Raw genomic sequence first — 26,984 nt, 5'->3', positions numbered from 1 at the left:
GCAGCTATACATTTACGTATGGCCGACACGATCAGCTGGGAACTCTACCGGTCCTTCCTCGCGGTGCTGGAAGAGGGCTCGCTGTCGGCGGCGTCGCGCGCGCTGGGTCTGACCCAGCCCACCGTCGGGCGGCATGTCGCGGCATTGGAGGCGCTGCTGGCGGTGCCGCTGTTCGTGCGGTCGCAGACCGGGCTGTTGCCGACCGACGCCGCACAGGCATTGCGCGGGCATGCGCGGGCGATGGCCGACATTGCCGCTGCGCTGCAGCGCGCAGCCGACCGTCACGGCGACGCGGTGCAGGGCACGGTCAGGATCTCGGCCAGCGAGGTGGTCGGTGCGGAAATCCTGCCGCCGATCCTGGCTGCGTTGCGCGAGGCGCATCCGCAGCTGCGCATGGAACTGGTGTTGAGCAATCGCGTGCAGGATCTGCTGCACCGCCAAGCCGATGTGGCAGTGCGCATGACCCGGCCGCAGCAGGAGCTGCTGGTGGCCCGCCGTGTCGGCGAGGTCGCGATCGGCCTGTACGCGCACCCGGACTACGTGGACCGGCACGGCATGCCGCAGCACCCGGACGATCTGGCGCACCACGCGCTGGTCGGCTTTGACGCGGACACCCCGTTCCTGCGCGGCGCGCGCAAGGCCTTCCCGTTCTGGACCCACGCGGCCTTCGCGCTACGTGCCGACAGCGATCTGGCACAGCTGGCGCTGATCCGCGCCGGCTGCGGCATCGGCTTCTGCCAGGCGGCGCTGGCGCGGCGGACCCCACGCCTGTTGCCGGTATTGCCGCAGCAGGTCGGCATGGCCCTGGAGGCCTGGGTCACGATGCACCAGGACCTGCGCGCCAGTGCCGCCTGCAGTGCGGTGTTCGCGGCCTTGGCGGCTGGATTGGCCGCACACTGCGCCGCGCCGGATGCTGGCGTCGGCGCAACCTGAAAGCGTCTGCATGCACGCGCCCTGCATCGCGCCTGGCCGCTGCGCCCGCCGTTTGCGCAGCGCAGGCGCCGTCACCGCACTGTATTGCGTGTAGCCGGCAGCGCAGGCCTGGCCGTTACGGCAGTACGAGCGCGATCGCGTGGGACTTCATGCTGGCGCTGAGCGACGGAAACGGGTCTATGTTCGTCATCATGGTCAGGTCGTCGATCGACACCACATCGCAGTTGATGCTGCTGTCGTTGACGCACAGATAGGCAGCTGCGCCCACGCCGGGTTCGTAGATCGCCTTCCATACGTAATCGGGCACGGCGACCTTGTCGGTGCCGATGGTCGCTGCGGTGCCGCTGTCGAACGTCGGGCCGGTCACCACGTAGAGCTCGCCCCGCTGCTTGGCCAGTTGCCGCACCTGTTCTTCGATATGCGCCCACTCGCCGGTGTTGAGCTTGTGGTCCTGCGGCACGACGTTGGCCATGGAAAAGGTTTCCTTTTCCGAGCTCTCGGTCGATGCGTCGCCGGCCGGGGTCATATGGCCGCGGTCGTAGCCGGTGTTGGTGTAGTCCGAACTTCTGGAACGGTCGGCAGCGGGAATGCCGGTCTCTTCGTGGAACGACCCGACCCGACCGATCGCCTCGGCACCGGCCACTTGCTGGTCGGTCAGATGTTCGGCCGAATACACCGGGCCCTTGGTCACGCCCGATGCCAGCAGGGCGTATTCGGTATGACACACCTCGGTGGTGCGCGTGGTTGCGCTGCGCACGCTCGGCGGCGTGCCGTTGGCATACAGCGTGGGGCAACTGGTGGCGGCCATTGCCGTGTGCGCGCCGAACACTGCCGCCAGGAAGAGACAGCCGCGTAGAAGGAAGGACGGTGACATCGCAGGACTCGTTTGCCAGTTGGGGGAATGAAGAAAGTGGCAACGTGTCATGTCCAAGCGATGACCGGCGCATGTGGCAAAAATGACGGTGCGCATGCCGGCCTGTCGCGGCGTTGATGTCGGTGCGATTGGCTGCCGGGCCCGCACTGCGGTTGGCCTGACGCCGCGTGCGTCCTCGCTGCGCCGCATGCGAGACGCATTCTCATCTACAATGCCAAGCCGCCTTTCGTTGTGCTCCGGTCTTGATCAAAACGCTGCTGTTCCAACTGCACTGGCTGCTCGGCATCACTGCCGGCCTGGTGCTGTCGGTGATGGGGCTCACCGGCGCGTTGATGTCCTTCGAAAACGAGATCGTGCGGGTGGCCAATCCGGCCATCGCGCAGCTGGCGCAACGGCATGCGGCAGGCGAGCGGCCATTGCCGGTGGATGTGCTGCTGCGCCGGCTCGATCTGGGCCAGCAGCAGGCGGTCACGCGCATGCTCATCGACCCGACCGGCAAGCGTCCGTCCAACGCACGCCTGGCCGCCAAGGGCGGCGGCCGCGTGTACTTCGATCCGTACACGGGTGAAAAAGTCGCCGCGCCGCGTCTGAGCGAAGCGTTTGCCTTTATCGAAGACCTGCACCGGCATCTGACCGCCGGCAAACGGGGCCAGGCGGTGACCGGTGCGAGCACGCTGATCCTGCTGTTTTTTTGCGCATCGGGCCTGTATCTGCGTTGGCCAAGGCGCTGGTGGAGTCTGCGGACCTGGTGGGTGGTGGAATGGCGACGCCAGGGCCGCAGTTTTCTGTGGAGCCTGCATGCGGTGTTCGGCACCTGGTGTCTGCTGGTCTATCTACTGGTGGCGTTGACCGGGCTGACCTGGTCGTACACGTGGTACCGCGATGGCATGGCGGCCTTGCTCGGCAAAGAGCCCGCGATGCGTAGCGACAGCCGCGACCATCGCCCGGCGACGGTGGATTTCGCAGCGGTGCAACGCACCCTCGACGCTACCCCGGCGACGCATCACGCGGCGCTGGATCTGCGCATCCCACCGCGTGCCGGGCAATCGCTGAGCGTGCGGTTTCTCGCCGACAAACCGGACCACGACCGCGCCTACGACAATCTGGAAATCGATCCGGTCAGCGGTGCGTTGCTGCGTCGGCAGGACTACGCAGTGCTGCCACGCGGCCAGCAGCTGCTGGTGAGCATGTTTCCGCTGCACTCGGGCAGTTTCTTCGGCCTGCCGGGGCGCATCGTGGTGATGCTGGCCAGTGTCGGCATGTCGGTGTTCTTCGTCACCGGCTGGATGCTGTATCTGGATCGTCGTCGCAAGAAGCGCGCACTGCGCGCCGCACGCCAGCTGCTGCAAGGCACGCCGCCGGCTTCGCAGGCCGAGCCGTGGTTGATCGGGTTCGCCAGCCAGAGCGGGTTTGCCGAACGGCTCGCCTGGCAGGCGGCCGGGCATCTGCAGGCCGCCGGCCTGCCGGTGCAGGTGCGCTCGCTGGCGCAGTTGCAAGCGCAGGACCTGCAGCGCACCCGGCATGCGCTGTTCGTGGTCAGCACCTACGGCGATGGCGAGCCGCCGGATGCCGCACGCGGTTTCGAGCGCGAGTTGTTGCATCAGCGCATGCCGCTGCCGCAGTTGGCCTATGCCGTACTGGCGTTGGGCGACCGTCAGTACGCGCAGTTCTGCGGGTTCTCGCGGCGGATCGAACGCTGGTTGGACGGGCAGGGTGCACGTGCGCTGTTTCCCGCTGTGGAAATGGACAACGTCGACCCGCAGGCGTTGGCGCAATGGAATGCGCAGCTGGGGCAGATCGCCGGTGCGCCGGTCACGGCGGCGGCGCTGACACGGCCGACCTTGGCCGACTGGACGTTGTCCTCGCGCACGCAGCTCAACCCGGGCAGCGAAGGCGCGCCGATCTGGCGGATCGAGCTACAGCCACCACCGGCAGCGCAATGGCAGGCCGGCGATATCCTGGAAGTGCAGTCCGCCCATGCCCACGCCCAGGTGCGTGCCTGCTTGGCGGCCTGGGGATTGCAAGCAGATGCGCTGGTGCATGTGGATGCGCAGTTGCTGCCGCTGCAGCAGGCCGCCGCCGAGCGCGTGTTGCCGGAGCCGCCCACGCATCCGCCAATGCCGCATCCCGATCCACAGAGCTGGCTGGATGCCTGCGCCTGGCTACCGACGCGCGACTACTCGCTGGCCAGTGTGCCGGCCGATGGCACGGCGATGGCGGTGGTGCGGCTCACCAGGCGTGCCGATGGCAGTCCCGGCCTGGGCTCGGGATGGTTGATCTGCCACGCAGCGGTCGGCGCGCCGATACGCGCGCGGCTGCGCACCAATCCCGGCTTCCATCGCGTTGCATCGGCGCCCATGGTGTTGATCGGCAACGGCACCGGGATCGCCGGCTTGCGCGGTTTGCTGCGCGAGGCCGACCTGGCCGGCGTGCATGGGCATTGGTTGCTGTTCGGCGAACGTCATGCCGCGCACGATCGCCTGTTCGCCGACGAGCTCCAGGCCTGGCACGCCGGCGGGCACGTGCAGCAGCTCGATTGGGTGTTCTCGCGCGACCAGCCGCACAAGCGCTACGTGCAGCACCAACTGCGCGACGCCGGCGAGACGCTGCGGCACTGGATCGATCGCGGCGCGGTGATCTACGTGTGCGGCAGTCTGGACAGCATGGCGCGTGAGGTCGATGCCGCGCTGCGCGAATTGCTGGGCGAGGCGCGCCTGGAGTCGCTGACCGCAGCGGGCCGTTATCGGCGCGATGTGTATTGAGCGCGCGCGTCGGCGGCTGCAGGGCGGCTTGCGTCGGATGTGCGCATCTTCAGGTTCGGCAGCGTGCGCCCATCGCGCTCACTACGCAGTTCTGCAGCAATACACGGCTGCGCGGGTGCGTCACGTCTGCTACGGCGCGACAATGGGCTGCGCCTTGGCGGCAGCTGGTATCGGCACCCACCACGACGTCTTTGTCCGCTAGATATCCAGCGGCCCCGCACGCCGCAGGGATATGCTGCCGATAATCAAGCGTTCGCCTGGCGTGGCCGTATCCAGCACGGTAGCGTTCCTGCTGACGACTGAAATCCTTTTCCTCGCTAAAAAACGCATTCAAAATGGTCTGTTACGCAAGTGGCTTGAACGTGGTAATTACATATGCTGCCCGCAGGTTCGCAGCGTCTGGTGATACGACGGAGAGGATGCAAGGTCTCCAGGCGTTCGGCTTAGAAAGCGCGCGTTATTGAATGATGCAGATAAAGGACTCGGGGGTGATATGAAGCTCGTTTCATTACGGTTTTTCACAGTTCTATTCGCAGCCTCCTTCATTTTCCCATGCGGCGCAGTGGCGAAAGACACCGCTGTCACTGTAAAGGCACAAGACGAGTACGATGTCACCCAGGAAAAAGGGCTCCGCATCAAGCAATTGAATGCGAGACGTTTTGGCGGGGTTACTGAGAGAGGTGAATATAGTACGCCCGATATCGGTCTCAATGGGTCCATCGTTTTTGGAAGCAAGAAAAAGATAAAAATTTCCGGCAGGTTCGATATCACGTTCAATGATTTGGCGGGAGGTGATGTTGTGATACGCCGCGGCTCAAGAGTAATTGCCTACGATTCGTTGGAAGCATTATTGCTCGAGCAGGAGTGAGGGATGAAACTCTACGCGGCCAGGGTATTCATTTTTGTCATTTTCTCTCTTTGTTCCCTGCCTCCACTGCTCGCGGCCGACTCAAGTCCGCGTGTCGTCTCTGCGCAAAATGGGGAGGAGGTAACCGTTCCAGAGGGTAGGCGCTGGGTCCTCACCAAAGAGAGCCTGCAGTCGAAGCCGGTCAAGCTATATGTCAAAGGTGTATTTTATCTATCCAGCGATGTTCTGGCCGAGATCACTCCCCCTACCGGCTTGGCTCCTTCAGTATCAAGTCTATTCGGTGACGAGACTGAGGATGAGGTGGAAATAGATATTCCCGATGGCGCTGAGTACGATATTTACTTTCTCCCGGGCGCTCGAATTCGCATCCAGTCGAGTAATGCGCCGATCAGCTTCTCGGATATGCCTGGTCAATGAAGTGGGTTTCTCCATTGACTGGAGTGTCGCCATTTTGCGCAGGGTAAATCGGCGATTGAGCTACTGCTTTGATGGGGTGCCGTGGAGAGGTTCGCGTTGCAAGTCGCATTCATCGGGGTATCGATTATCTGACCATGAGATGTTCTAGGTTAAGTAAGAGGGAACGTTAGCTGCCGTAGCTGTAGATCGCCGCTCCCAACGATTTCACAGCATCGATCCGGCCCTGCATATCCATCGTCGCGCGAGACAACTCCGCGCCGCCGGTACCGCCTGGGTGATCCGAGGCAAGCCGTAGCCAGCGGCCGTTGCCAGCGGACAGTGGCGCGCGCTCCTCCGCGCGGTGTCGATCGGCAAGGGCTGCGCCTGTTGCCGCCGCCTGCCGCTCAGCCGGGCTTGCCGTAGACCCAGTCACCCGCCCGCTGGCGGTCGCTGGCCCACGCGATGCGCTGGCCGCCCGGGCGTGGCGTTGCCGGGCGTGGAGATCAGGTCCATGCCCTGGCTGCCGAACTCGGCAAGTCCCGACGCGGCCGGGACCAAGCGTAAACTTGCCGCCAGCGCCAGCAGCGTCCAGCGACGTTGCATGGGGTGTTCCTGCCTCACGTCGCGCACAGTCCAGTCAACCAGAGAGCGTTTCATGCCCGCATCCCGTTATGCCGTGTTCGGTCACCCTGTCGCCCATTCGCTGTCGCCGGCCATCCATGCCGACTTCGGGAAGCAGGCCGGCATCGCGCTGGACTACACCGCCATCGATGCGCCGCCGGAGGACTTTGCCGCCGCGCTGGAGCGCTTCGCCCAGGAAGGTGGCAAGGGCGCCAACGTGACGCTGCCGCTGAAGGAGGCCGCCTGCGCATTGTCGGCCAGCCTGAGTGAGCGCGCGCGGCTTGCCGGTGCGGTCAACACATTGGTGCGCAACGACGGCCAGTGGCAAGGCGACAACACCGACGGCGCCGGCCTGGTGCGCGACCTCACCGACCGCCACGGGCTGGACCTGCGCGGCCGCCGCGTGCTGTTGCTGGGTGCCGGCGGCGCCGCGCGGGGTGTGGCGCCGGCGTTGCTGGAGGCCGGCATCACCGAGATGGTGGTGGTGAACCGCTCGCCCGAGCGTGCCGACGCGCTGTGCGATGCGCTTGGCGAGCCGGGGCGGGTGGTGTCGCGCTACATCGAAGACCTGCGCGATCTGGGCGACTTCGAGTTGATCGTCAACGCCACCGCCGCCGGACGCGACCGTGACGCCGGTGCCTTTGCGATGCCGCTGGGGCTGGTCAACAGCCTCACCGCTGCAGTCGATCTCAACTACGGCCAAACCGCCATCGCGTTCCTGGCCTGGGCACGTGCGGCGCACTGCCGCTACGCCATCGATGGCCTTGGCATGCTGGTGGAACAGGCTGCCGAAAGTTTCTCGCTGTGGCACGGCGTGCGCCCGGACACCGACCCGGTCTACGCCGCGCTGCGCGCGCGCGAGTCCGTCCTGATCAGCGCTGACTGAGCCCGGCACGGTGACCACGACCGAGATCCTGCTGATGCTGGTGACCAGCCTGCTGTCGCGGGTGCCGCTATTGATCGCCCTGCTGCTCGGCGTGGTGCTGCTGTGGCGCGCCCCGCGCGTGCCGCCGAGGCGCACCAGCCTGGCAGCCGTGTGGCTGCTGTTTGGCTGCGTGCTGTGCGAGGTTGCCTTTCAGGTCATTCCCGTCCTGTTGCTGCAGCAGGGTAATGCGCGCCAGATCGCCTCGGTGCTGGGCGCGTCGCGCTTGGTGCTGACGGTCGTGCAGAGCGTGGGCATCGGCATGCTGGTATGGACCCTGGCGCGCAGCCTGCAGCGGTTGTCGCCCGCAGCGAGCGAGCGCCGATGATCCCGACCAAGCCGCTGGCGCTGACGGTGATTGGCCTTGTCTGCACCGGTCAGGGTGTCTGGACGCTGCTGCATCCGGATACGTTGGCGGAGGTCAATCGTGGCGGCGGCCTGTACGCGCGCTTCGGGCCGACCGGTGTGGGCGTCGGCATGCTGGTCACCGGCGCGTTGATGCTGGCGATCGGCGTGGTGTGGACGCGCTACGCCTGGCCGCGTCGCCCCTGACCGCACTGCGGTGTTGACCGCGAAGCGACTGTGGCTGGTGTGCGCTTGTCTGATCGCCGCGTGTTGCACCGCGCTTTGCTGAGCGGTCAACGCGTCCAGCGAACGGGTGCTTGCTACGTCCTGCTGGCAAATTCGCGTGCGCGCGGCGGCGCTGTCGAACGCTTGGTCACACTGTATGTATCAGATGGCGCTGACACGCGATAGCGTGCGCCACCAGGCTTTGACCACCCGGCTAGTCGTGAAGCCATCTTCAAGCGCCGATTGCCATTCCAGGACACTGCAATCGTCCGGGGCGAACCGAAAAACCGCTATCACCTCGATCAAGGCGTTGACTTGCAGTTCAAGCGTATTTCCAGCTTCGTGGTGTTGCCAGTGAATCCGGCATCTGTATGGAACCAGCCAGTCCGTACCGACTGAAATCATCAAGGCGAACGGGTGAGCCGAACATGCCGTTTCCCATTAACTCCATAACATCCAGGAGATATGCAAGACAGAATTCGAAATCTGCATCTTTGTTGTCACGCATCTCTAAAACGCGCTTGACGCATTCCGAATATCTGCACAGGTATAGCGCGGACTGGGGGATCAAGTCTTTCTTGTCTTTGAAATATTCCCCGGATGCCAGGAAGACCTCAGCGGCTATGTTTTCCAGCCCCTTGATATGGTCGCTAGGCTTCAGATAAGTGGCCAACCCTTCCGAGCCGAACAAGATCGAAGGATTGGCGGCGGCGAGCTCGACAAGATCGGTTAGCGGCGTTTTGCCCAGAAATGCATCGGGGACGCGGTCGCATCGCTCGTCCTCCCAAAACCCTAGCATCGCGTGCTGGTCGAGCGACATTTGCACGTAATAGGCCAGGGATGCTTCGGACGGCGGGTTGCCAGTCGAAATCAAGGTGGAAAATGCAGAACTTTCTTCGCTGGTACTCGGGCCGGCCCACGGATGTACGGTAATGAAAACTTCACCCCACGGGTAGTCAAGCGTCAACCTTCTTGAATGGTCGGTGGATTCCTCGCTATAGCTTTCAATCATGGATTTTCGGAAGAACGGCTTGCTGAAAAGATCATGCTCGATGAAATCGCGAAAGCTTTTATCAAGGAAGTAAAATCGAGCCAATTCATCGGACGTGTCCGGATATATCTCTGCGCGAAGGTCGTCGCACAGGACATGTGGACGTACATCGAAATCAGCTTTCTTGGCAAGAGGAAAAGCGCCCTCATGGCCCTTCTTGATGTTCGGCATCCTCATGCTTCCAGCCCCTGCAAATGTGCTTGGCGGTGCCAGAACAGGGTCGGGCCCGTTCTTTGAGCCAAAACTATAACTTGCCTTCAGAGCGCTAGCCCCATATCCAGGCAGTGGCGACGCCCAGGCGAACAGATTCAGCTGCGCGGCGCGCCGGTCGCAGCCGCGGCGCCGGTCCGTGCGAAAATAGCGCGATGAGTGACCTTGCCCCACCGGCCGCGCCGTCCGCGCCCGTTCCTACCCAGCGCAGCCTGACCGACCCGATCAAGGCCGGCATCCGCGAGGCATACGCCAAGCTGCAGGCCAATACGCCCGGCTTCGCCACACGGCGGGCGCAGAGCCAGATGATCGGCCTGGTCTCGCGCGCGCTGGCCACTTCCGGCGGTATCGGCATCGCCGAAGCGCCCACCGGTGTCGGCAAGAGCTTGGGCTATCTCACCGCCGGCGTGCCGATCGCGCTGGCGACCAAGAAGAAGCTGGTGATCAGCACCGGCACCGTGGCGCTGCAATCGCAGCTGGTGGAGCGCGACATCCCGGCCTTCCTCAAGGCCACCGGCCTGGAAGCGACCGTGGCGTTGGCCAAGGGCCGCACCCGCTACCTGTGCACCCGCAACGCCGCCGAGCTGCAGGGCGAAACCAGCCAGGAAGGCATGTTTGACGACGAGCAGGTGCTCTACGACCGCCCGCTCAGTCCGGCCGACGCCGACCTGGCCAAGCGCCTGGCCAAGGCCTACGCCGAGCGCAGCTGGAACGGCGATCTTGACGATGCGCCCGAACAGATCTCGGTCCCGCTGCGGTTGCGCATCACCACGCCCGCCTCCGGCTGTGCCGGTCGCCGCTGCAGCTACGCCGCACAGTGTCCGGTGCTCAAGGCGCGCACCGACGTGCGCGAAGCGCAGATCGTGGTCACCAATCACGCCCTGTTGCTGTCGTCGCTGTCGCTGGGCGATGCAGAAAATGGCCAGCCCTTGATCGCTGCGCCTGCCGACATGCTGCTGGTGCTCGACGAAGGCCACCACATCGCCGGCGTGGCGATCGACCAGGGCGCGGCGAATCTGCCGCTGGACGAAATGGCCAAGCGCACCGGCCGGATGCAGATCCTCATCGCCGCGGCCTACCGCGCAGTGGACAAGGACAAGCTCGGCAACCTGCTGCCGAACGAGGCCATTGAGGTGGCCGCGCGCGTGTCCAAACTGCTCAAGGCCTTCCACGCCGAGGTCGAACGCGTGTGGAAGCCCGAGCCCGGCGAGCGTGATCCGCTGTGGCGCGCGGTCAACGGCAAGCTGCCGCCGCAGTGGGGCCCGGCGATCGAAGAGCTCGGCGAAGAGACCCGCGCGCTGTTCAACTGGGTGCATGCCGCGCACAGCGCGATCGCCAAGGGCAAGCAGGACGATTCGGCGCGCGAGCGCCTGCAGCGCAGTCTTGGCCTGGCGCTGGAGATGGCCGAGCAGCAGCACAATCTGTGGAGCGGCTGGCGACGCGAAGACAAGGAAGGCCAGCCGCCGATGGCGCGTTGGATCACCCTCTCGCGCGACGGCGATCTGATCTGCCATTGCTCGCCGGTGTCGGCCGCGCAGGTGCTGCGCACGATGATCTGGAACGAAGTGGATTCGGTGGTGATGACCTCGGCCACCTTGACCGGCGGCGGTGATTTCCAATCGTTCGCCATCGACAACGGCCTACCCGATCATGCCGAGATGGCCTCGCTGGCGTCGCCATTCGACCTGCCCAATCAGGCCGAATTGATCGTGCCCAATTTTCCGGTCACCCCCGACGACCGCGAAGGGCATCCAAAGGAAGTCGCGCGCTATCTGGTGCGCGAACTCGATTGGAACGCCAAGGGCAGCATCGTGTTGTTCACCTCGCGCTGGAAGATGGAAAAGGTCGCCGACCTGATGCCGCTGGCGCAGCGCAACCGCGTGCTGGTGCAGGGCGAGGGCAACAAGTCGCAACTGATTACCGAACACATGCGTCGCATTGCGGCAGGCGAGGGCTCGGTGCTGTTCGGCTTGAACTCGTTCGGCGAAGGGTTGGATCTGCCCGGCGATGCCTGCACCACGGTGGTCATCACCCAGGTGCCGTTCGCGGTGCCGACCGACCCGCAGACCTCCACCTTGAGCGAGTGGCTGGAAAGCCGCGGCCACAACGCCTTCAACCTGATCGCCATCCCGCATGCGCTGCGCACGTTGACGCAATTCGCCGGCCGGCTGATCCGCAGTTCCAACGACCACGGCCGCGTGATCATCCTCGACTCGCGCCTGCTCACGCGCCGCTACGGCAAGCGCATCATCGACGCGCTGCCGCCTTTCAAGCGGGTGATCGGACGTTGATCGAGTGTGCTGCCTCCGTGCAGATCCTGCATGGAGGCAGCCACTGCCCGTTGTGCAAGCGCCGCAGCTGCTACAGATGATCGGCAGCGCATCCGCTGTTGGCACGCGCCATCGATCGACGCAGTGCCAACGACGGGCATCGCTGCGCTGGATTGATAGATGGATGCGCAGTGCGCCACCCGACAGGATGCGCTCAGCGAAGAGACGGCGCTCAACAAGCAAGCGCTGCACGATCACGCCAGGCATTTCGAACGTGCAGCGCAGCATTGCCTGCAATGCCTCCGCAATGGCATCAACGAATGCACGGGGCATCAATGTGATCGTCAAGCGAACAGGCGACGTATCTGCAACCCACTGCCTCAGCATTTAGCGATGCATATCACGCAAAACGGCACCGATCACATTCGCCTATCGCAGCGATCATAACGAATGACTTCTCTCGCTTCGGCTTGCTGGCCATGATTCAGCTCCCTCAACACGAGCTGACGCCATGCGCCCAGGTTCCCTCATGGTGCTAGCCCTGCTAGCGCCGACACTGATCGCCCCGCCGGTCTTCGCGCAATCCGTTCTGACCCGCGACAACGGCGCAAAGGTCGGCGACAACCAGAACTCGCAGACTGCAGGTGCCACCGGCCCGACGCTGCTGCAGGACGTGCAACTGATCCAGAAGCTGCAGCGTTTCGATCGTGAGCGCATCCCCGAGCGCGTGGTGCATGCACGCGGCACCGGCGTCAAAGGCGAATTCACCGCCACCGCCGATCTGTCCAGCCTGACCAAGGCCAAGGTGTTCAGCGCCGGCGAAAAGACCCCGGTGTTCGTGCGCTTTTCCTCGGTGGTACACGGCAATCACTCGCCTGAAACGCTGCGCGACCCGCACGGCTTCGCCACCAAGTTCTATACCAGCGAAGGCAACTGGGATCTGGTCGGCAACAACTTCCCCACCTTCTTCATCCGCGATGCGATCAAGTTTCCCGACATGGTCCATGCGTTCAAGCCGGACCCGCGCACCAACCTGGACGACGACGCGCGTCGCTTCGATTTCTTCTCGCACGTGCCCGAATCCACCCGCACGCTGACCCTGCTGTATTCCAACGAAGGCACGCCGGCCGGCTACCGCTTCATGGATGGCAACGGCGTGCATGCCTACAAGCTGGTCAACGCGCAAGGTGAAGTGCATTACGTCAAATTCCACTGGAAAACGCTGCAGGGCATCAAGAACCTCGATCCCAAGCAGGTTGCCGCCGTCCAGTCCAAGGACTACAGCCACCTGACCAACGATCTGGTCGGCGCGATCAAGCAGGGCGATTACCCCAAGTGGGATCTGTACGTGCAGGTGCTCAAGCCCGAAGAGCTGGCCAAGTTCGATTTCGACCCGCTGGACGCCACCAAGATCTGGCCGGATGTGCCGGAGCAGAAGGTCGGCCAGATGGTGTTGAACAAGAACGTCGACAACTTCTTCCAGGAGACCGAACAGGTCGCGATGGCGCCGGCCAACCTGGTGCCCGGCATCGAACCATCCGAAGACCGTCTGCTGCAGGGGCGCATCTTTTCCTACGCAGACACCCAGCTGTATCGCATCGGCGCCAACGGCCTGAACCTGCCGGTGAACCGTCCGCGGGTGGCGGTCAACAACGGCAACCAGGATGGCGAAGGCAACAACGGCCATACCACCAGCGGCGTGAATTACGAGCCGAGCCGTCTGGAGCCGCGTCCGCAGGACACCGCAGCGCGTTACAGCGCGTTGCCGCTGTCGGGCACCACCCAGCAGGCCAAGATCACCCGCGAGCAGAACTTCAAGCAGGCCGGCGAGCTGTATCGGTCCTATAGCAAGAAGGATCGCGCCGACCTGGTGCAGAGTTTTGGCGAGTCGCTGGCCAATACGGACACCGAGAGCAAGCACCTGGTGCTGTCGTTCCTGTACAAGGCCGACCCGGAGTACGGCACCGGTGTAGCCCGTGTTGCCAAGGGCGACCTGGCCCGCGTCAAGCAGCTGGCCTCCAGCTTGCAGGACTGATCCACCCGACGGCACTGCGGCCCGTGCCGCAGTGCCGTCCTCGCTTCGGAGAGCGCCATGCGCACGTTGCTGTTTCTGATCCTTGGCACCTTGTCTGCAGGTGCCAACGCCGCCTCACCCGCGCCCGTGCCTGCCAGTGCCACCAACGCGGTGACCACGCCCGAGCAGATCAAGCTGCAGTTGCGCGACTATTTTTTCGACGCGGCACGCGAGGGACGCCAGGACATGCTGGCCGAGTTCATCCGCTCCCATTACGACCTCGACACCCGCGATGAGAAGGGCTACACCGCCTTGATCCTGGCCGCGTATCACGGCCAGCGCCCGGCGGTGGAGCAACTGCTCAGCGCTGGGGCCGATCCCTGCGCGCAGGACAAGCGTGGCAACACCGCGCTGATGGGCGCGATCTTCAAGGGCGAGCTGGGCATCGCCAGGCGCCTGATGCAGGCCGATTGCGCCCCGGACCAGCGCAACAACGCCGGCCAGACCGCAGCGATGTACGCGGCGCTGTTCCAGCGCACCGATGTGCTCAAGGATCTGGCCGCCAAGGGCGCGGACCTCAGCCTCAAGGACGGGCAGGGCAACGACGTGACCAAGCTGCAACGCGGCGAATTCGCCACCGCGCCGGCTCGCTGAGCGCGGCTGCAATGCCGGGCTGCGGTGTATCTGGCGCAACCTCCCGCTGCGCGTTGCGACGCCGGGGCCGCGCGTTTTTGCCTGTCTGCCTCTGCCCTGCATCACCTACGTGCCCTGCACGCTGATTCCAGGTGGGCTTTCAGTTTCACCGGTGTGCACAGGCCGCCCAGGAAACCGCATGGCGACGACGACCTCAGGCCTTGGCGTGCCAGCCGTGACAGGCCCGCCTGGATCGGTGGCATGGCGAGGATCGAATCGGCCGCCATGCCCTGCGCCCTGCGCGCGGTGTCGTGCAGCACGTGCAGCCGGTGTCTATCGGTATCGGCCAGTTCTCCCAGGACACCCTGTTCGCCCAGGACACCCGCGCTCCTGCTGGTCGTCGGCGCTCGCCCAGCCAGCGCGTCTGTGCATCCGTGGCTCGGAAATGCGGGTGGCCGATCGCCACGCCGCCGCTTCGGCCTTCCGGTTGCCAAAAAACAACGTTTGCCGCGCTGCCGGTTTTCCGCCGCTGCCGCGTTGGAAGTTTGGCGAAAGTGGTGGTTCTTCGACCGCAGTGGCGGAATTTTGCTGGCGCGCAAACCCTTGTGCGCCAAGGGTTTGACATAAAACTGAGCGTGCGCTGACTTGCCTGGCATCCGGCTCGGAAAAGCACAAAAAACAGTTCAAGAAAACGTCGTAAGCGCCGATGCTTCCGCTATCGCACACGGAACCCCCCGGCCCATGAAGCTCGATCCCTCCATTCCCTTTCTGATGTCCCTGCTGGCCATGGTGCTGTGCACCGCCACTGCCGTGGTCGCCCTGGTGTTCGGTCAGGTGCATGTGCTGGCGACTTCGTGGAGCTTCTACACCGTGCTGGGCACCGCCCTGATCACGCTGCTGGCCTCCTACCACGCACTGGGCAAGCCGCTGAGCGTTGAAGAGCGCGCCAGCATCCGCAGCTGAGACGGGTGGTATTGGGGGAGCGCAACAGCGCTTGCCCCAGCAGCTGACGAAAGAAGCTCCGCTCGTCACTGATGATGCAGCGCGTTTGCCGTGCATACGCAAACGCCACAAGGCACTGCGCGTTCCGCAGCGACGCGATCCGATAGCGCTCGCATGCGGCAAGCCAAGCAAGCGGAAACAACACCAACGCGATGTTCGCACCTCTGGACGGTAAGTAAGCTGCCGTAATGCTGGCCGCCGAAGCGCGGCTCCAGCGGGATCCGAGCGTGCAGGGGTCGACCTCGGCCAGCAGGTAGGGTGCAATCGCCAGGCGCTACGAGCAGATGATCGTCGGGCAGGTCCGGCAGCAAGGCGCCCATCTGCCACGCCGGGCTGCCGCAGATTCAGCGCCTGCCGTGTAAGCTATTGATCCTGCTCTGCATTCCAGGCCGCCACGTGCGCGGCCCATTGTCGATGACTTTTTCCCCGTCCACTGCGTACGCCGATTCCCTGCGCCTGTCCGTCGCCCCGATGATGGATTGGACCGACCGCCATTGCCGGGTGTTCCACCGCCTGCTGGCGCCCTCGGCACGGCTGTATACCGAGATGGTGCATGCCAACGCGGTGATCCACGGCGACCGTGCGCGGCTGGTCGGTTTCGATCCGGTCGAACATCCGCTCGCGCTGCAACTGGGCGGCAGCGAGCCGGCCCTGCTCGCGCAGGCGGCGGCGATCGCGCAGGAATGGGGCTATGACGAGGTCAACCTCAATTGCGGCTGCCCGTCCGACCGCGTCCAGGCCGGACGCTTCGGCGCCTGCCTGATGCGCGAGCCGGCATTGGTGGCCGACTGCGTCGCCGCCATGTGCGCGGCCACCACGCTGCCGATCACGATCAAATGCCGCCTTGGCGTGGACGACGATGACGACTATGCGGCGTTTGCCAGCTTCGTCGACCAGGTGGTGGCGGCCGGCGCAGCCATGGTGGTGGTGCATGCCCGTAACGCCTGGCTCAAGGGGCTCTCACCCAAGGAAAACCGCGAAGTGCCGCCGCTGCGCTACGACTGGGCGTATCGCCTGAAGCGGGAGCGGCCGGACCTGCCAGTGGTCCTCAACGGAGGCATCGCTGCGGTCGACACCGCGTTGGACCACCTGCAGCACACCGACGGCGTCATGCTCGGCCGCGCCGCTTATCACGACCCGTATGTGCTGCACCGGCTGGATGCGGCGTTGCATCAGCGTGCCGTGCAGTCGCGCGAATCCTTGTTGCGTGCGCTGCGGCCCTACGTGCAGTCCCAGCTGGAGCAGGGCCTGGCCTTGAAGCACATCACCCGGCACGTGCTGGGCCTGTTTCATGGACAGCCGGGCGGACGGATATTCCGGCAGGTGCTGAGCGAGGGCGCGCACCGCCCGGGTGCCGGTTGGGATCTGGTCGAACAGGCCTTGCAGCGCACCGATGACCGCCCCTGGCGCGTGGTTGCCTGAGCTTCGGCCCGAAGCTTGCATTAGCTGAACGTGCCTTCCAGGATCGCCGTTGTCGGTCGATCGGGAGCAGCAAGGTGACGTCAGGATGAGCCCATCAACAAGATGCACAGTGGCTCACGGAATTCATTTCACTGAACGGCGTTAATGCTTAGCTAAAAAGTTCAGATCGGATTCACCCTGAAAAATCAAGAATTTGGCTCAATTCCAGGTCCGGCCCAGCGCATCATGCGTGACCGGATTCACGAATTTTGAATGTTCCTGAACAACCCGCTAGGATTCGTTTGTGACCCAGCCGCTCTGCCGCACTCGCCATGTCGCCTTGGTAGCCCTCTGGGTCGCCATGGCCGCGCCGTCGGCGTGGAGCCAGGGCTACCCGATGTCGCAGGGCGGTCGCGAGGCGCTGCCGCCATCCGCGCGTGGCGGCGCCAATAGCCGTACGCTATCGGACACCATCCGGCACGTGCAGCGGTCCACCGGCGGACAGATTCTCGGGGCCGAGCGGGTGCCGTTCGATGGCGGCAACCTCAATCGGGTCAAATACATGAAGGATGGGCGCGTGCACACCGTGTACGAGTCGGAGCAGATGCATGCGCCGCCGCCGCGCAACCCGGCACCGCCGGACGCGCCACCACCACGCAACGATAACCACTGAACGTAGATAGTCGTACGTTCAGTCTCATAAATTCCCAGGCCGATGGCCGATAACGTAACTAGGGAGAGTGCATGCGTATCCTTTTGGTCGAAGACGAAGCTCCGCTGCGCGAGACGCTCGCCGCGCGCCTGAAGCGTGAAGGCTTTGCGGTCGACGCTGCACAAGACGGCGAGGAAGGCCTGTACATGGGCCGCGAAGTCCCATTCGATGTCGGCATCATCGACCTTGGCCTGCCCAAGATGTCGGGCATGGAGCTGATCAAGGCGCTGCGCGACGAAGGCAAGAAGTTCCCGGTGCTGATCCTGACCGCGCGTTCGAGCTGGCAGGACAAGGTCGAAGGCCTCAAGCAGGGCGCCGACGACTACCTGGTCAAGCCGTTCCATGTCGAAGAGTTGCTGGCACGTGTCAATGCACTGCTGCGGCGTGCGGCTGGCTGGAGCAAGCCGACGCTTGAGTGTGGGCCAGTTGCCCTGGATCTGGCTGCGCAGACGGTGAGCGTCAACGGCGCCAATGTCGATCTGACCAGCTACGAGTACAAGGTGCTTGAGTACCTGATGATGCACGCGGGCGAACTGGTGTCCAAGGCCGATTTGACCGAGCACATCTATCAGCAGGATTTCGATCGCGATTCGAACGTGCTGGAAGTGTTCATCGGTCGCCTGCGCAAGAAGCTCGACCCCGATGGTGAGCTCAAGCCGATCGAAACCGTGCGTGGTCGCGGTTACCGCTTCGCCATTCCGCGTACAGAAGGCTGAGTCCGCGCGTCGGCAAACAGGAAGATCAGGTGCCGGGCCGCTCCAAATGGTATAGACGCTGGCGGCCGCGCTCCCTGCAGGCCCGCCAGCTGCTGGCCGCCAGCCTCAGTCTGGTGGCCTTCCTGGCCCTGGCCGGTTACGCGCTGGATGTGGCGTTTGCCGACACTGCCGAAAAGAACCTGCGCGAGCGGCTGAAGAACTACGCCTCCGCGTACGCCGCCAACATCGATTTCGTGCGCGATGGCTCGTTGTATATCGGTGGTCAGCCGCCCGACCCGCGTTTCGATGTGCCCGGTGGCGGCTTGTACGTCGAAGTCGTGCGTCCGGACGAAAGCTGGACATCGATGTCGGCCGAAGGCCCGAATATTCCGCACGGGCGCATGCTCGAGCCGCGCCAGGAAGAGTTCATCGGCCCGCTGGAAATGACGCAGATCGATGGCAGCCTGGGCCAGCTATACCGCTACGGCCTGGGCGTGAGCTATGTCGAGCGCGAACATGGTGGTGAGATTCCGTACACCATCTACGTGATGGAAGATGCGCGCTCGATGGGCGCGCAGTTGCGCGTGTTCCGCAGTGCGGTGTGGTTCTATCTCGGCAGTGCCGGCGTGGTGCTGCTGGTGCTGCAGGCCTTCATCCTGCAGTGGAGCCTGCGCCCGCTGCGGCGGGTGATCAATGAGCTCTCCAAGGTGCAACGCGGCGAGATTCAGCGCATGAGCGAACAGCATCCGCGCGAACTCGAACCGCTGACCGAGAGCATCAACGCCTTCATCGAAAGTGAGCGCGACAATCTGGATCGGCAGCGCAACACGCTGGCCGATCTGGCGCACAGTCTCAAAACGCCGATCGCCGTGCTACGGACCCAGCTGGACAGCGGTTCGTCCGAGCGCGATCTGCACGAAGAAATGGACGTGCAGCTGCGGCGCATGAACGATCTGGTGTCCTATCAACTTGCACGCGCGGCCTCCAGTGGCCACAAGTTGTTCGCTGCGCCGTTGCCGATCGAGTCGACCGCCGAGGAAATCGTGCGCGGTCTGGAGAAGGTATATTCGATCAAGGGCGTGCTGTGCGAGTTCGATATCTCGCCGGATGCACGCTTCCATGGCGAGCCGGGCGATCTGCAGGAGTTGCTCGGCAACCTGCTGGAGAACGGCTTCAAGTGGGCGCGCAGCCGTGTGCTGCTGACCGCACAGCCCGGGCCCACCACCGGTAGTCGCCGCGCCGGCCTGATCCTGTCGGTGGAAGACGACGGCCCCGGCATCGCGCCGGAGGATGTGGCCAAGATCCTGCAGCGTGGCGTGCGCGGCGATGAACGCGTGCAAGGCCATGGCATCGGCATGTCGATCGTGCAGGATCTGATCAAGGCCTATCGCGGCGAACTGCAGGTGGTGCGTTCCCAGGAACTGGGTGGCGCCCGCTTCGATGTGACCCTGCCGCCGGGCTTGTGACGGCCCGGCGCGGCCGGATGAATCCCCGGTCAATGTGGCGCAACAGCCCGACAACCGTTTAACGCCTCATGCGTTCGCTTGACCATACTGGGTCGGTTGGAGGCCGTTGTGATGGAGAACCAGATGTTCGAGCGCATTGCGCAGGCAGCCCGCGTAAAAGCGGGCTTGACCAAAGCGCACTGGCAACGCCGTTGGCGTAGCGCGCTGCTGGTGGCCAGCTGCGCAGTCGCGCTGCCGGGCGTCGCGGCCGAAGCGTCATTGACGCCGACACAAACGCGCTGGTTGCAACGGGCCACCTATGGAATGGACGCCGACAGCATCGCGCAACTGCACCGACTTGGCCCAAAGCGCTACGGCGCGTTGCTCCTGCAGCCCAGCGGCGATGCCGCATTGCCGGCGCCGGCGCGCGACCAATTGCAGCAATTCGACGCGCTGCACACACCGCTGGTGGACCTGCTGACGCAATACGAGGCCGACAAGATCCGGCTGCAGGCCATGCCTGATGGCGACGACAAGGTGGCTGCGCGCAAGGCGTGGCAAGCGCGCGGCGGCCAGATGCTGACCCAGGCGCGTCAGGCGCAATTGCTGCGTGCGGTGTATGCGCCGGATCAGCTGCGCGAGCAGTTGGTGTGGTTCTGGCTCAACCATTTCAGCGTGTATGCCGACAAGGGCCGCGTGAAGTGGATGGCGGCCGATTACATGGAAAACGCGATTCGGCCCAATGCCACCGGCAAGTTCGCCGATCTGGTGATGGCCACGCTGGAAAGCCCGGCCATGCTGGAGTTTTTGGACAACGCCAAAAACGCCAAGGGCAAGGTCAACGAAAATTATGCCCGCGAGCTGATGGAGTTGCACACGCTGGGCGTGCATGGCGGCTACAGCCAGCAGGACGTGCAGCAACTGGCATTGATCCTTACCGGCGCCGGCCTGGTGCCGATCAAGGCCGAAGGCGCTCCCCCGCTGCGGCCTGCAGTGCCGGGGCAGCCGCAGGCGGTGCGCAAGGGATTGTTCGAATTCAATCCGGCGCGGCATCAACCGGGCGACAAGACCTTGCTGGGGCAGCGCATCGCCGGCGGTGGCCTGGATGAGATCGAGCGCGCCGTGCAACTGCTGGTACGGCAACCAGCCTGTGCGCAATTCGTTTCGCATCGCCTGGCCGAATACTTCGTCAGCGATACCCCGCCTACCGCGCTGGTCACGCGCATGGCCAATACCTTCCGGCGCAGCGATGGCGATATCGCCAAGGTGATGCAGACCATGCTGGAGTCGCCGGAGTTCGCGCAGGTCCAGCCGCGCAGGTTCAAGGACCCCAATCGCTTCGTGGTCTCGGCGATGCGTTTGAGCTATGAGGGGCAACCCATCGTCAACGCCGCGCCGATGGTGAGCTGGATGCAGCAATTGGGCGAGCCGTTGTTCGGCCGCATCACACCAGATGGATGGTCATTGCAATCGCAGGCCTGGACCAGCTCCGGACAACTGGCACGGCGTTTCGAAGTGGCACGGTCGTTGGGCAGTGGCCCCAAGCAGTTGTTCCGCCAGGACGGCGATAACGCCACGCCGATTCCGGCACTGCTGCGGATCGATGCACGCCCCGCTTATCGGTGGTGGGAGCCGACGCTGTCCAGCGGTACGCGCCAGGCACTGGGTCAGGCGCAGTCGCCAGCGGAATGGAACGGGTTTCTGCTGGCATCGCCGGACTTCAACTATCGCTGATTCAACGATCGCCGTGCGGTTGCCGGCGCAGGAGTGCACGCATCATGCAACGACGTCAATTTCTGCTCGCTTCTGCGGCTGCCGCAAGCATGCCGTGGGCCGGCCGCCTGTTTGCCGCACCGCGCGACAGCGCACGCATGCTGGTGGTGTTCCTGCGCGGCGGCTATGACAGCAATAATCTGCTGGTGCCGCATGGCAGCGACTTTTACTACCAGGCGCGGCCGACGCTGGCGATCGCGCGGCCGGATGCATCCAACCCGCATAGCGCCGTGGCATTGGATGCCCAATGGGGGCTCAACCCGGTGATGCGCGATGCGTTGCTGCCGTTTTGGCAACGCAAGCAACTGGCCTTCGTGCCGTTTGCCGGCACCGATGATCTGTCGCGCAGCCATTTCGAGACCCAGGACGACATCGAATCCGGGCAGGCCGGTACGCGCCGCGATTATCGTTCCGGTTTCATGGCGCGCTTGTCGGGCGTGCTGAGCGGTGTGCCGGCAATCGCTTTCACCGATTCGTTGCCGCTGACGTTTCAAGGCGGCGGCGATCTGCCCAACGTCTCGCTCAAAGGGATCGGCAAGGGCGGTGTGAATGCACGCCAGGCGCAGATCCTGTCGCAGATGTACGACGCGACGCCGTTGGCGGCGGCAGCGCGCGACGGCCTGGCGCTGCGTCAGCAGGTGACGGCGCAGTTGCGCGATGAGATGGAGCGGGCCGGTCGTGGCGCTGCAAGTGCGCGTACCTTTGCCGACGAAACCCGGCGCATGGCGACCTTGATGCGCGAGCGTTATCGCTTGGGTTTCGTCGATGTGGGCGGTTGGGACACGCATGCCAATCAGGGCAGCATCGAAGGCGGCCTGGCCAACAATCTGCGTAACCTTGGCGAAGGGCTGGCCGCGTATGCCGACGCGTTGGGTCCGGCCTGGAACGACACCGTGGTGGTGGTGATTTCCGAGTTCGGCCGCACCTTCCGCGAGAACGGCAGCAAGGGCACCGATCACGGACACGGCACCACCTACTGGGTCTTGGGTGGCGGCGTGCATGGCGGGCGCATTGCAGGCGAACAGGTCGCCGTTGCACAAGCGCAGCTGCTGCAGAATCGCGATTACCCGGTGCTCACCAATTACCGCAGCCTGTTCGGTGGCGTGTTGAGCAGGTTGTGGGGATTGTCGCCCGCGCAGCTGGAGCGGGTGTTTCCCGGTGCCAAACCGCGCGATCTGGGTTTGGTGTGAGTGCGTGGCATGCGGTTGCCGGCTGCAGTGCCGCGTGAGGTGGTGCGAGGGCTCGTGTGGTGTGTCGTTCGATCGAGCGAACTGTCTGCGAACCCAAACGCATGTCGCCAATGCAACCGGCCCGCGCCGAGGCATCACCTCGACGCGTGCACCGCAAATGGCGAAGGCCCATAAAAGCGCGTCAATTGTTGAGCGACCTGCGGCATCACACGCGCAAGGACCTGCGGTGCGGAGAAGTGGTATTCGCTCACGACCGCGAAAAATTCTTCCGGCGCTTGCGCAGCGTACGGATCGATCTCGGTGTCTTGGCCGGCATCGATCTGCTTGCAAAACGCATCGAAGGCCTGCTGGAAATCGCGTGCCCATGCGCGCTGCGCATCGCGCGGCAGCGGCGGGGTGCCGTCGAGTGCGCCATCCAGCGCGTCGAGCTTGTGGGCCATCTCGTGCACGATCACATTGAAGCCAGCATGCGGATCGTCCAGGTCGGCCTGCACATCGGCCCAGCTGACGATCAGCGGACCTTGCTCCCAGGCCTCGCCGATCAGCGTGTCGTCCCAGGCATGCATGACGCCGGCCGCATCCACATGGGTGCGGTGGACGCGAAACGCGTCCGGGTAGACGATCAGCTGCGACCAACCGCGCCAGCCCGACGCACCGATTTCCAGCAGCGGCAGGCAACAGATGGCCGCCAGCAACACGTGATCGTGCGGTTGCAGCTGCAGCCCATCGACCGGCGAAATGGTTTTTTGCTGCAGAAATTGCGCGCTCAACGCGCGCAGACGTTGCTGGCGGGGTGGGTCGAGCGCGGCGACCCAGGCGCAACCGGTGCGTACCGGCTGCCACAACGCATCAGGGAGTTCGATGGGCGGCCGGCGCAGCCAGCGGCTCAACCACTGGATCAGCGGAACATGCCCGGCAGGAAACTGTGCCAGCGCGGCATCATGCGCATGCGCGGGAACAACGAATCGCCGTCGCCACCACCGCCACCACCGGTCGATGGTGCGGGCTTGTGGGCAGGCGCGCGTGCGGGGGCCGCCGCCTCGCCATTCGGGGTCCTGCCGCGCGCGGCCGAATTGGAGCTGACGCAGCTCTCATGGTCGCCATCGACCAGCTGGTCCGATGCCAGCGCGGCAAGCGGAACCAACAACAGGAGCAAGCAAACCGTGATTCGGCGCATCGTCCACATCCAGGCAGGCGGCGTGAGTTCCCGATCATAACGCGGTTTTCACTCCCTCACGCAAGCCACGCTGGGCGCCCGGGAAGGCTTGGCGCATACTTTCACGGATGGATGTGGGGACTTCGAGCGTGTGATGGACCTTGAGATGAGATGCGTCGGTCGTCAGCGATGCCGAGCCGGTGCTGCGAAGCGCCAGCGTGGCTGGCGCCAAGGCACCCGGCCCTGTGCGCGCGTTGCGCTGCCGCCGGCCAAGCCGGAAGCGAGCGGCCTGTGGCATGCCGATACGGCCTGGCGCGGGTTTCCCCGCGAGGCCGCCTGGGCTGCTGGGCACGTCGCGTTTCGATCCAGCACAGGACGCTTTGCACGCATCTCGCCCTCCATTACGCCCGCTACCAGCCGTGGATGACCGCGCATTGCTGGCCAAACTTGCAAGCGGCCGGCTATCCGGCGATGCGCTGGCGCGCGAGGCCGGGCTGACCCGCGCGGCAGTGTGGAAACGCATCCAGAACCTGCGCGCGGCCGGGGTCGAGATCGACGGGCGGGCCGGCGACGGTTACCGGCTGGCGGCCCCGCTGGACCTGCTGGACGCCGCACGGATCCGCGCGGCCATGGCGGCGGATGCTGTCGCGGGCTTGGCCGCATTGGAGGTGGCCTGGACGCTGGAATCCACCAATACCACCCTGCTGGCACGCCCGGCGCCGGAGCGGGGCGTCGCCGTGCTGCTGGCCGAGCGCCAGACCGGCGGGCGCGGCCGGCGTGGCCGCCAATGGACCTCGCCGCTGGGTGCGCACATTTATCTGTCGGCCTCGCGCCGGTTCAATGGCGGCCTGGGGCAGCTGGCGGGACTCAGCCTGGCCGTTGGCGTGGCAGTGGCCGAAGCCTTGCGGGATTGCGGCTTTGCCGATGTCGGGCTGAAGTGGCCCAACGACTTGCTGGCGCGCGAGCGCAAGCTGGGCGGCCTGTTGATCGAAGGTGGCGGCGAAATGGCCGGCAATGCGCGCGCGGTGATCGGGTTGGGCGTGAATGTGCACATGCCGGCTGCAGCGGCCGCTGCGATCGATCAGCCGTGGGTGGATCTGGACACGCTGGCCGGCCGCGCGGTGTCGCGCGAAACCGTCGTGGCCGCGGTGGTGTCCGGCTTGCTGCCGGCATTGGACTTGTTCGAGGCGCAGGGGCTGGCGCCGTTTCTGAATCGGTATGCGGCGCTGGATGTGTTGAGCGGCCGCGCGGTGGATGTTGAAGAGGCCGGCAGCCGGCACCGTGGCGTCGCCTGCGGCCTGGCCAGCGATGGCGCGCTGCGGGTGCGGTTGGGCGAGACGGAACGCCTGTTCCACTCAGGAGAAGTGAGCGTGAGACCTGCATGAGCGAGTGGTTGTTCGACCTGGGAAATTCGCGGTTCAAGTACGCGCCGTTGCACGGCCATCGCGCCGGCGAGGTGCAGGCGTGGCCGCACGGTGCCGAGGCGATGGATGCGGCCGCGGTGTCGGCGTTGCCGTCCGGGCGGATCGCGCATGTGGCGAGTGTGGCCGCTCCCGCATTGACGCAGCGGATGATCGCCTGCCTGCGCGAGCGCTTCGAGCAGGTGCGGATCGTGCAGACTGCGGCCGAGTGCGCCGGGATCCGGATTGCCTATGCAGACCCGAGCCGTTTTGGCGTGGATCGCTTCCTGGCGCTGCTCGGTGCGCGCGGCGATGCGCCGGTGCTGGTGGCGGGAGTGGGCACTGCGCTGACCATCGATGTGCTCGGCGCCGACGGCCAGCACCACGGCGGACGCATCGCCGCGTCGCCGACCACGATGCGCGAAGCCCTGCACGCGCGCGCGGTGCAATTGCCGCCGCGTGGCGGGGACTATGTCGAGCTGGCCAACGACACCGACGATGCGCTGACTTCCGGCTGCGATGGTGCGGCGGTGGCACTGATCGAGCGTAGCCTGCAGCACGCACGGCTGCGCCTGGGCGTGCCGGTGCGCTTGCTGGTGCATGGTGGCGGGGCACCGCCGTTGCTGCCGTTGCTGCCCGAGGCCACCTACCGCGCCGCATTGGTGCTGGACGGCTTGGCAACCTGGGCGACCCATTCGTCCTCGCCGTAGAATCGGCGCATGTACGTACGCGCACTCATCGTTGTCCTGATCGTTCTCAATGCCGGTGTGGCGCTGTGGTGGGCGTTGCAGGCGGCACCTGCAGCGCCAGCCGCGCCGGCACAACCGGCTGGTGTGGCACGGTTGGAGTTGCTACCGAACAGCAAGACCGCCGCGGCAGTTGCGGTACGCGGGACGTCGGTGCAGACAGCAGCTGCGCCAGATGCCGGCGCGCCACCAACATCGGCTGCGCAAGCGCCGGCCGCAGCATCAACGGCAGACGCGGAGCCGGCAGCCTCATCGACAACGGCGGGCACAACCGCGCCATCCGAAACGCTGCCGACGGCGACCGAAAAACCTCCAGCGACAACGCAGGTTGCCGGCAAACCCGCCGATGTTCCTGCGGCAACCGCAGCATCGACGCCGACGCCGACGCCGACACCTATGCCTACGCCTGCACCGGAACGCTGCGCCAGCCTGGGACCGTATGCCACGCGCAGCGATGCCGACGCCGCGCTGGCACGCGTGCGCGGTCAGGCCACGCGCACCAGCGTGCGTGAGGACAAGGACGCCGGGGTCGGCACGTTTCGGGTGATGCTGCCCAACGTGGGCGACCGCGCCGCGGCGCAGGCATTGGTCAAGCGCATTACCGCAGCCGGGATGGGCGATTACTACGTAATCGCGCAGGGCGATAACACCACTGTCGCGCTCGGCCAGTACCAGAGCCGCGAGCGTGCCGAGCGGCGCCAGGCAAGTCTGGTCAGTGCAGGATTTCCCGCCCAGTTGGTGTCCAGCGGCACGGGGCAATCGCGCTGGTGGATCGATGTGCGCAGCACGCTGACGGCGACCGCGTTGCAGGGCGCAGCGGGTGCGGCGCGGCAACGATCGCTAGATTGCGCCGCGCTGCGTTAGAATGCGCACCGGCGCGCAACGCGCCCGCCTTTGCCGGCATAGCTCAGTTGGTAGAGCAACCGCCTTGTAAGCGGTAGGTCCCCAGTTCGAATCCGGGTGCCGGCACCATCTTCAATCCACATCTTCTGTGAGCACACTCGCTTGTGCCGTGTAGCCGTTTAAGCGCTTTTTGCCGTGGCCGGGGGTTTGTATTGCGGCCGATTGTCACGCACGGTGGTGATGCGGGCCAAGTTCGCCGCCTGTCGTGGCGATCGCCATCTGGATGATGATCGCGTCTGGCGCGAAGTCCCGAGGTCGGTGAACGGGGCCGTCGGTTGCTGTGGCTGGCCTTGCCCCAGCCCAACCCCTGTGCCGCACGCGAGAGAGGAACTGGCGCGCATCCGGTCTCGACATGCTTACTCTCGCGTGCAACCTCCCTTCTCCCGCGTGCGGGGGAAGGTGCCCGCAGGGCGGATGGGGGCGCTATCGCGGCCAGT

Annotated in this window: 26 protein-coding genes and 1 tRNA gene; 22 read left to right on the top strand and 5 right to left on the bottom strand. The window is 65.0% G+C overall.

Features of this window, described 5'->3' with window-relative positions:
• Positions 1 to 18: 18 nt before the first annotated feature.
• Positions 19 to 933: a LysR family transcriptional regulator gene (locus GGR62_RS02535; RefSeq protein WP_184406422.1), complete on the top strand. Its 915-nt coding sequence runs from the start codon at positions 19 to 21 to the stop codon at positions 931 to 933.
• 115 nt (positions 934 to 1,048) lie between these two features.
• Here GGR62_RS02535 and GGR62_RS02530 read toward each other — a convergent pair whose 3' ends face one another.
• On the bottom strand, positions 1,049 to 1,807 hold the full coding sequence (locus GGR62_RS02530; RefSeq protein ID WP_184406421.1) for a DNA/RNA non-specific endonuclease: 759 nt from the start codon (positions 1,805 to 1,807) through the stop codon (positions 1,049 to 1,051).
• A gap of 242 nt (positions 1,808 to 2,049) precedes the next feature.
• On the opposite strand from GGR62_RS02530, the gene GGR62_RS02525 reads away from it, so the two are divergent.
• The 3 genes from GGR62_RS02525 to GGR62_RS02515 all read left to right on the top strand — a co-directional run bounded on the left by GGR62_RS02525 (position 2,050) and on the right by GGR62_RS02515 (position 5,854).
• Positions 2,050 to 4,569: a sulfite reductase flavoprotein subunit alpha gene (locus GGR62_RS02525; RefSeq protein WP_184406420.1), complete on the top strand. Its 2,520-nt coding sequence runs from the start codon at positions 2,050 to 2,052 to the stop codon at positions 4,567 to 4,569.
• Positions 4,570 to 5,062: 493 nt separating this feature from the next.
• The gene (locus GGR62_RS02520; RefSeq protein ID WP_184406419.1) at positions 5,063 to 5,437 is read left to right on the top strand and encodes a hypothetical protein; all 375 of its coding nucleotides are present in this window, start codon (positions 5,063 to 5,065) and stop codon (positions 5,435 to 5,437) included.
• A 3-nt stretch (positions 5,438 to 5,440) separates the two neighbouring features.
• Entirely contained in the window at positions 5,441 to 5,854 is a 414-nt protein-coding gene (locus GGR62_RS02515) for a hypothetical protein (protein WP_184406418.1), read from the top strand.
• Between the two features lie 408 nt (positions 5,855 to 6,262).
• Here GGR62_RS02515 and GGR62_RS02510 read toward each other — a convergent pair whose 3' ends face one another.
• Positions 6,263 to 6,436 carry a hypothetical protein gene (locus GGR62_RS02510; RefSeq protein WP_184406417.1) on the bottom strand — a complete coding sequence of 58 codons (174 nt, stop codon included), beginning with the start codon at positions 6,434 to 6,436 and terminating at the stop codon, positions 6,263 to 6,265.
• Positions 6,437 to 6,488: 52 nt separating this feature from the next.
• On the opposite strand from GGR62_RS02510, the gene aroE reads away from it, so the two are divergent.
• Genes aroE through GGR62_RS02495 form a run of 3 tightly spaced genes read left to right on the top strand, consistent with a single transcriptional unit; the run spans position 6,489 to position 7,928 of the window.
• Complete coding sequence (gene aroE, locus GGR62_RS02505) at positions 6,489 to 7,340, top strand: shikimate dehydrogenase (RefSeq protein ID WP_184406416.1); 852 nt, start codon at positions 6,489 to 6,491, stop codon at positions 7,338 to 7,340.
• Positions 7,341 to 7,374: 34 nt separating this feature from the next.
• On the top strand, positions 7,375 to 7,704 hold the full coding sequence (locus tag GGR62_RS02500; RefSeq protein ID WP_184406610.1) for a hypothetical protein: 330 nt from the start codon (positions 7,375 to 7,377) through the stop codon (positions 7,702 to 7,704).
• Positions 7,701 to 7,928, top strand: a complete 228-nt coding sequence (locus GGR62_RS02495; protein ID WP_184406415.1) for a hypothetical protein — start codon at positions 7,701 to 7,703, stop codon at positions 7,926 to 7,928. The genes GGR62_RS02500 and GGR62_RS02495 overlap by 4 nt, the downstream gene beginning before the upstream one ends.
• 340 nt (positions 7,929 to 8,268) lie before the next feature.
• Here the strand turns inward: GGR62_RS02495 and GGR62_RS02490 are convergent, their stop codons facing one another.
• The gene (locus GGR62_RS02490) at positions 8,269 to 9,168 is read right to left on the bottom strand and encodes a hypothetical protein (protein ID WP_184406414.1); all 900 of its coding nucleotides are present in this window, start codon (positions 9,166 to 9,168) and stop codon (positions 8,269 to 8,271) included.
• A 194-nt stretch (positions 9,169 to 9,362) separates the two neighbouring features.
• On the opposite strand from GGR62_RS02490, the gene dinG reads away from it, so the two are divergent.
• From dinG to GGR62_RS02435, 11 genes are all read left to right on the top strand, one after another.
• Positions 9,363 to 11,498 carry an ATP-dependent DNA helicase DinG gene (gene dinG, locus GGR62_RS02485; RefSeq protein ID WP_184406413.1) on the top strand — a complete coding sequence of 712 codons (2,136 nt, stop codon included), beginning with the start codon at positions 9,363 to 9,365 and terminating at the stop codon, positions 11,496 to 11,498.
• A 159-nt stretch (positions 11,499 to 11,657) separates the two neighbouring features.
• The gene (locus GGR62_RS02480; RefSeq protein ID WP_184406412.1) at positions 11,658 to 11,924 is read left to right on the top strand and encodes a hypothetical protein; all 267 of its coding nucleotides are present in this window, start codon (positions 11,658 to 11,660) and stop codon (positions 11,922 to 11,924) included.
• 82 nt (positions 11,925 to 12,006) lie between these two features.
• Positions 12,007 to 13,512: a catalase KatB gene (gene katB, locus GGR62_RS02475; RefSeq protein ID WP_184406411.1), complete on the top strand. Its 1,506-nt coding sequence runs from the start codon at positions 12,007 to 12,009 to the stop codon at positions 13,510 to 13,512.
• Positions 13,513 to 13,569: 57 nt separating this feature from the next.
• Positions 13,570 to 14,145 (top strand): ankyrin repeat domain-containing protein, encoded by a 576-nt coding sequence (locus tag GGR62_RS02470; protein WP_184406410.1) that lies wholly within the window; start codon positions 13,570 to 13,572, stop codon positions 14,143 to 14,145.
• 720 nt (positions 14,146 to 14,865) lie between these two features.
• A complete protein-coding gene (locus GGR62_RS02465) occupies positions 14,866 to 15,087 on the top strand; it encodes a hypothetical protein (RefSeq protein ID WP_184406409.1) in 222 nt (73 codons plus the stop codon).
• A 453-nt stretch (positions 15,088 to 15,540) separates the two neighbouring features.
• A complete protein-coding gene (dusA, locus tag GGR62_RS02460; protein ID WP_184406408.1) occupies positions 15,541 to 16,548 on the top strand; it encodes a tRNA dihydrouridine(20/20a) synthase DusA in 1,008 nt (335 codons plus the stop codon).
• A 340-nt stretch (positions 16,549 to 16,888) separates the two neighbouring features.
• Positions 16,889 to 17,200: a hypothetical protein gene (locus GGR62_RS02455; RefSeq protein WP_221229009.1), complete on the top strand. Its 312-nt coding sequence runs from the start codon at positions 16,889 to 16,891 to the stop codon at positions 17,198 to 17,200.
• A gap of 71 nt (positions 17,201 to 17,271) precedes the next feature.
• Positions 17,272 to 17,955, top strand: a complete 684-nt coding sequence (locus GGR62_RS02450; protein ID WP_002808458.1) for a response regulator transcription factor — start codon at positions 17,272 to 17,274, stop codon at positions 17,953 to 17,955.
• Positions 17,956 to 18,029: 74 nt separating this feature from the next.
• Positions 18,030 to 19,400 carry an ATP-binding protein gene (locus tag GGR62_RS02445; protein ID WP_184406609.1) on the top strand — a complete coding sequence of 457 codons (1,371 nt, stop codon included), beginning with the start codon at positions 18,030 to 18,032 and terminating at the stop codon, positions 19,398 to 19,400.
• Between the two features lie 204 nt (positions 19,401 to 19,604).
• The gene (locus GGR62_RS02440) at positions 19,605 to 21,113 is read left to right on the top strand and encodes a DUF1800 domain-containing protein (protein WP_326520232.1); all 1,509 of its coding nucleotides are present in this window, start codon (positions 19,605 to 19,607) and stop codon (positions 21,111 to 21,113) included.
• A 44-nt stretch (positions 21,114 to 21,157) separates the two neighbouring features.
• Positions 21,158 to 22,342, top strand: a complete 1,185-nt coding sequence (locus GGR62_RS02435; protein WP_184406405.1) for a DUF1501 domain-containing protein — start codon at positions 21,158 to 21,160, stop codon at positions 22,340 to 22,342.
• 134 nt (positions 22,343 to 22,476) lie between these two features.
• On the opposite strand, the gene GGR62_RS02430 is transcribed toward GGR62_RS02435, so the two are convergent.
• Together GGR62_RS02430 and GGR62_RS02425 are read right to left on the bottom strand one after the other, a co-directional pair.
• Positions 22,477 to 23,232: a M90 family metallopeptidase gene (locus tag GGR62_RS02430; protein ID WP_184406404.1), complete on the bottom strand. Its 756-nt coding sequence runs from the start codon at positions 23,230 to 23,232 to the stop codon at positions 22,477 to 22,479.
• A gap of 8 nt (positions 23,233 to 23,240) precedes the next feature.
• On the bottom strand, positions 23,241 to 23,519 hold the full coding sequence (locus GGR62_RS02425; RefSeq protein ID WP_184406403.1) for a hypothetical protein: 279 nt from the start codon (positions 23,517 to 23,519) through the stop codon (positions 23,241 to 23,243).
• Between the two features lie 359 nt (positions 23,520 to 23,878).
• Between GGR62_RS02425 and birA the strand changes: the two genes are divergently transcribed.
• The 4 genes from birA to GGR62_RS02405 all read left to right on the top strand — a co-directional run bounded on the left by birA (position 23,879) and on the right by GGR62_RS02405 (position 26,616).
• The gene (gene birA / locus GGR62_RS02420; protein WP_221228998.1) at positions 23,879 to 24,883 is read left to right on the top strand and encodes a bifunctional biotin--[acetyl-CoA-carboxylase] ligase/biotin operon repressor BirA; all 1,005 of its coding nucleotides are present in this window, start codon (positions 23,879 to 23,881) and stop codon (positions 24,881 to 24,883) included.
• Positions 24,880 to 25,608 (top strand): type III pantothenate kinase, encoded by a 729-nt coding sequence (locus GGR62_RS02415; RefSeq protein ID WP_184406401.1) that lies wholly within the window; start codon positions 24,880 to 24,882, stop codon positions 25,606 to 25,608. The genes birA and GGR62_RS02415 overlap by 4 nt, the downstream gene beginning before the upstream one ends.
• A gap of 9 nt (positions 25,609 to 25,617) precedes the next feature.
• Entirely contained in the window at positions 25,618 to 26,508 is an 891-nt protein-coding gene (locus GGR62_RS02410) for an SPOR domain-containing protein (RefSeq protein WP_184406400.1), read from the top strand.
• Between the two features lie 32 nt (positions 26,509 to 26,540).
• Positions 26,541 to 26,616, top strand: a tRNA-Thr gene (locus GGR62_RS02405).
• Positions 26,617 to 26,984: the final 368 nt, after the last annotated feature.

The organism is Xanthomonas sp. 3075 (assembly GCF_014197275.1).
GTDB classification, from domain to species: domain Bacteria; phylum Pseudomonadota; class Gammaproteobacteria; order Xanthomonadales; family Xanthomonadaceae; genus Xanthomonas; species Xanthomonas campestris_B.
This window is presented reverse-complemented; position numbering and strand designations above follow the sequence as displayed.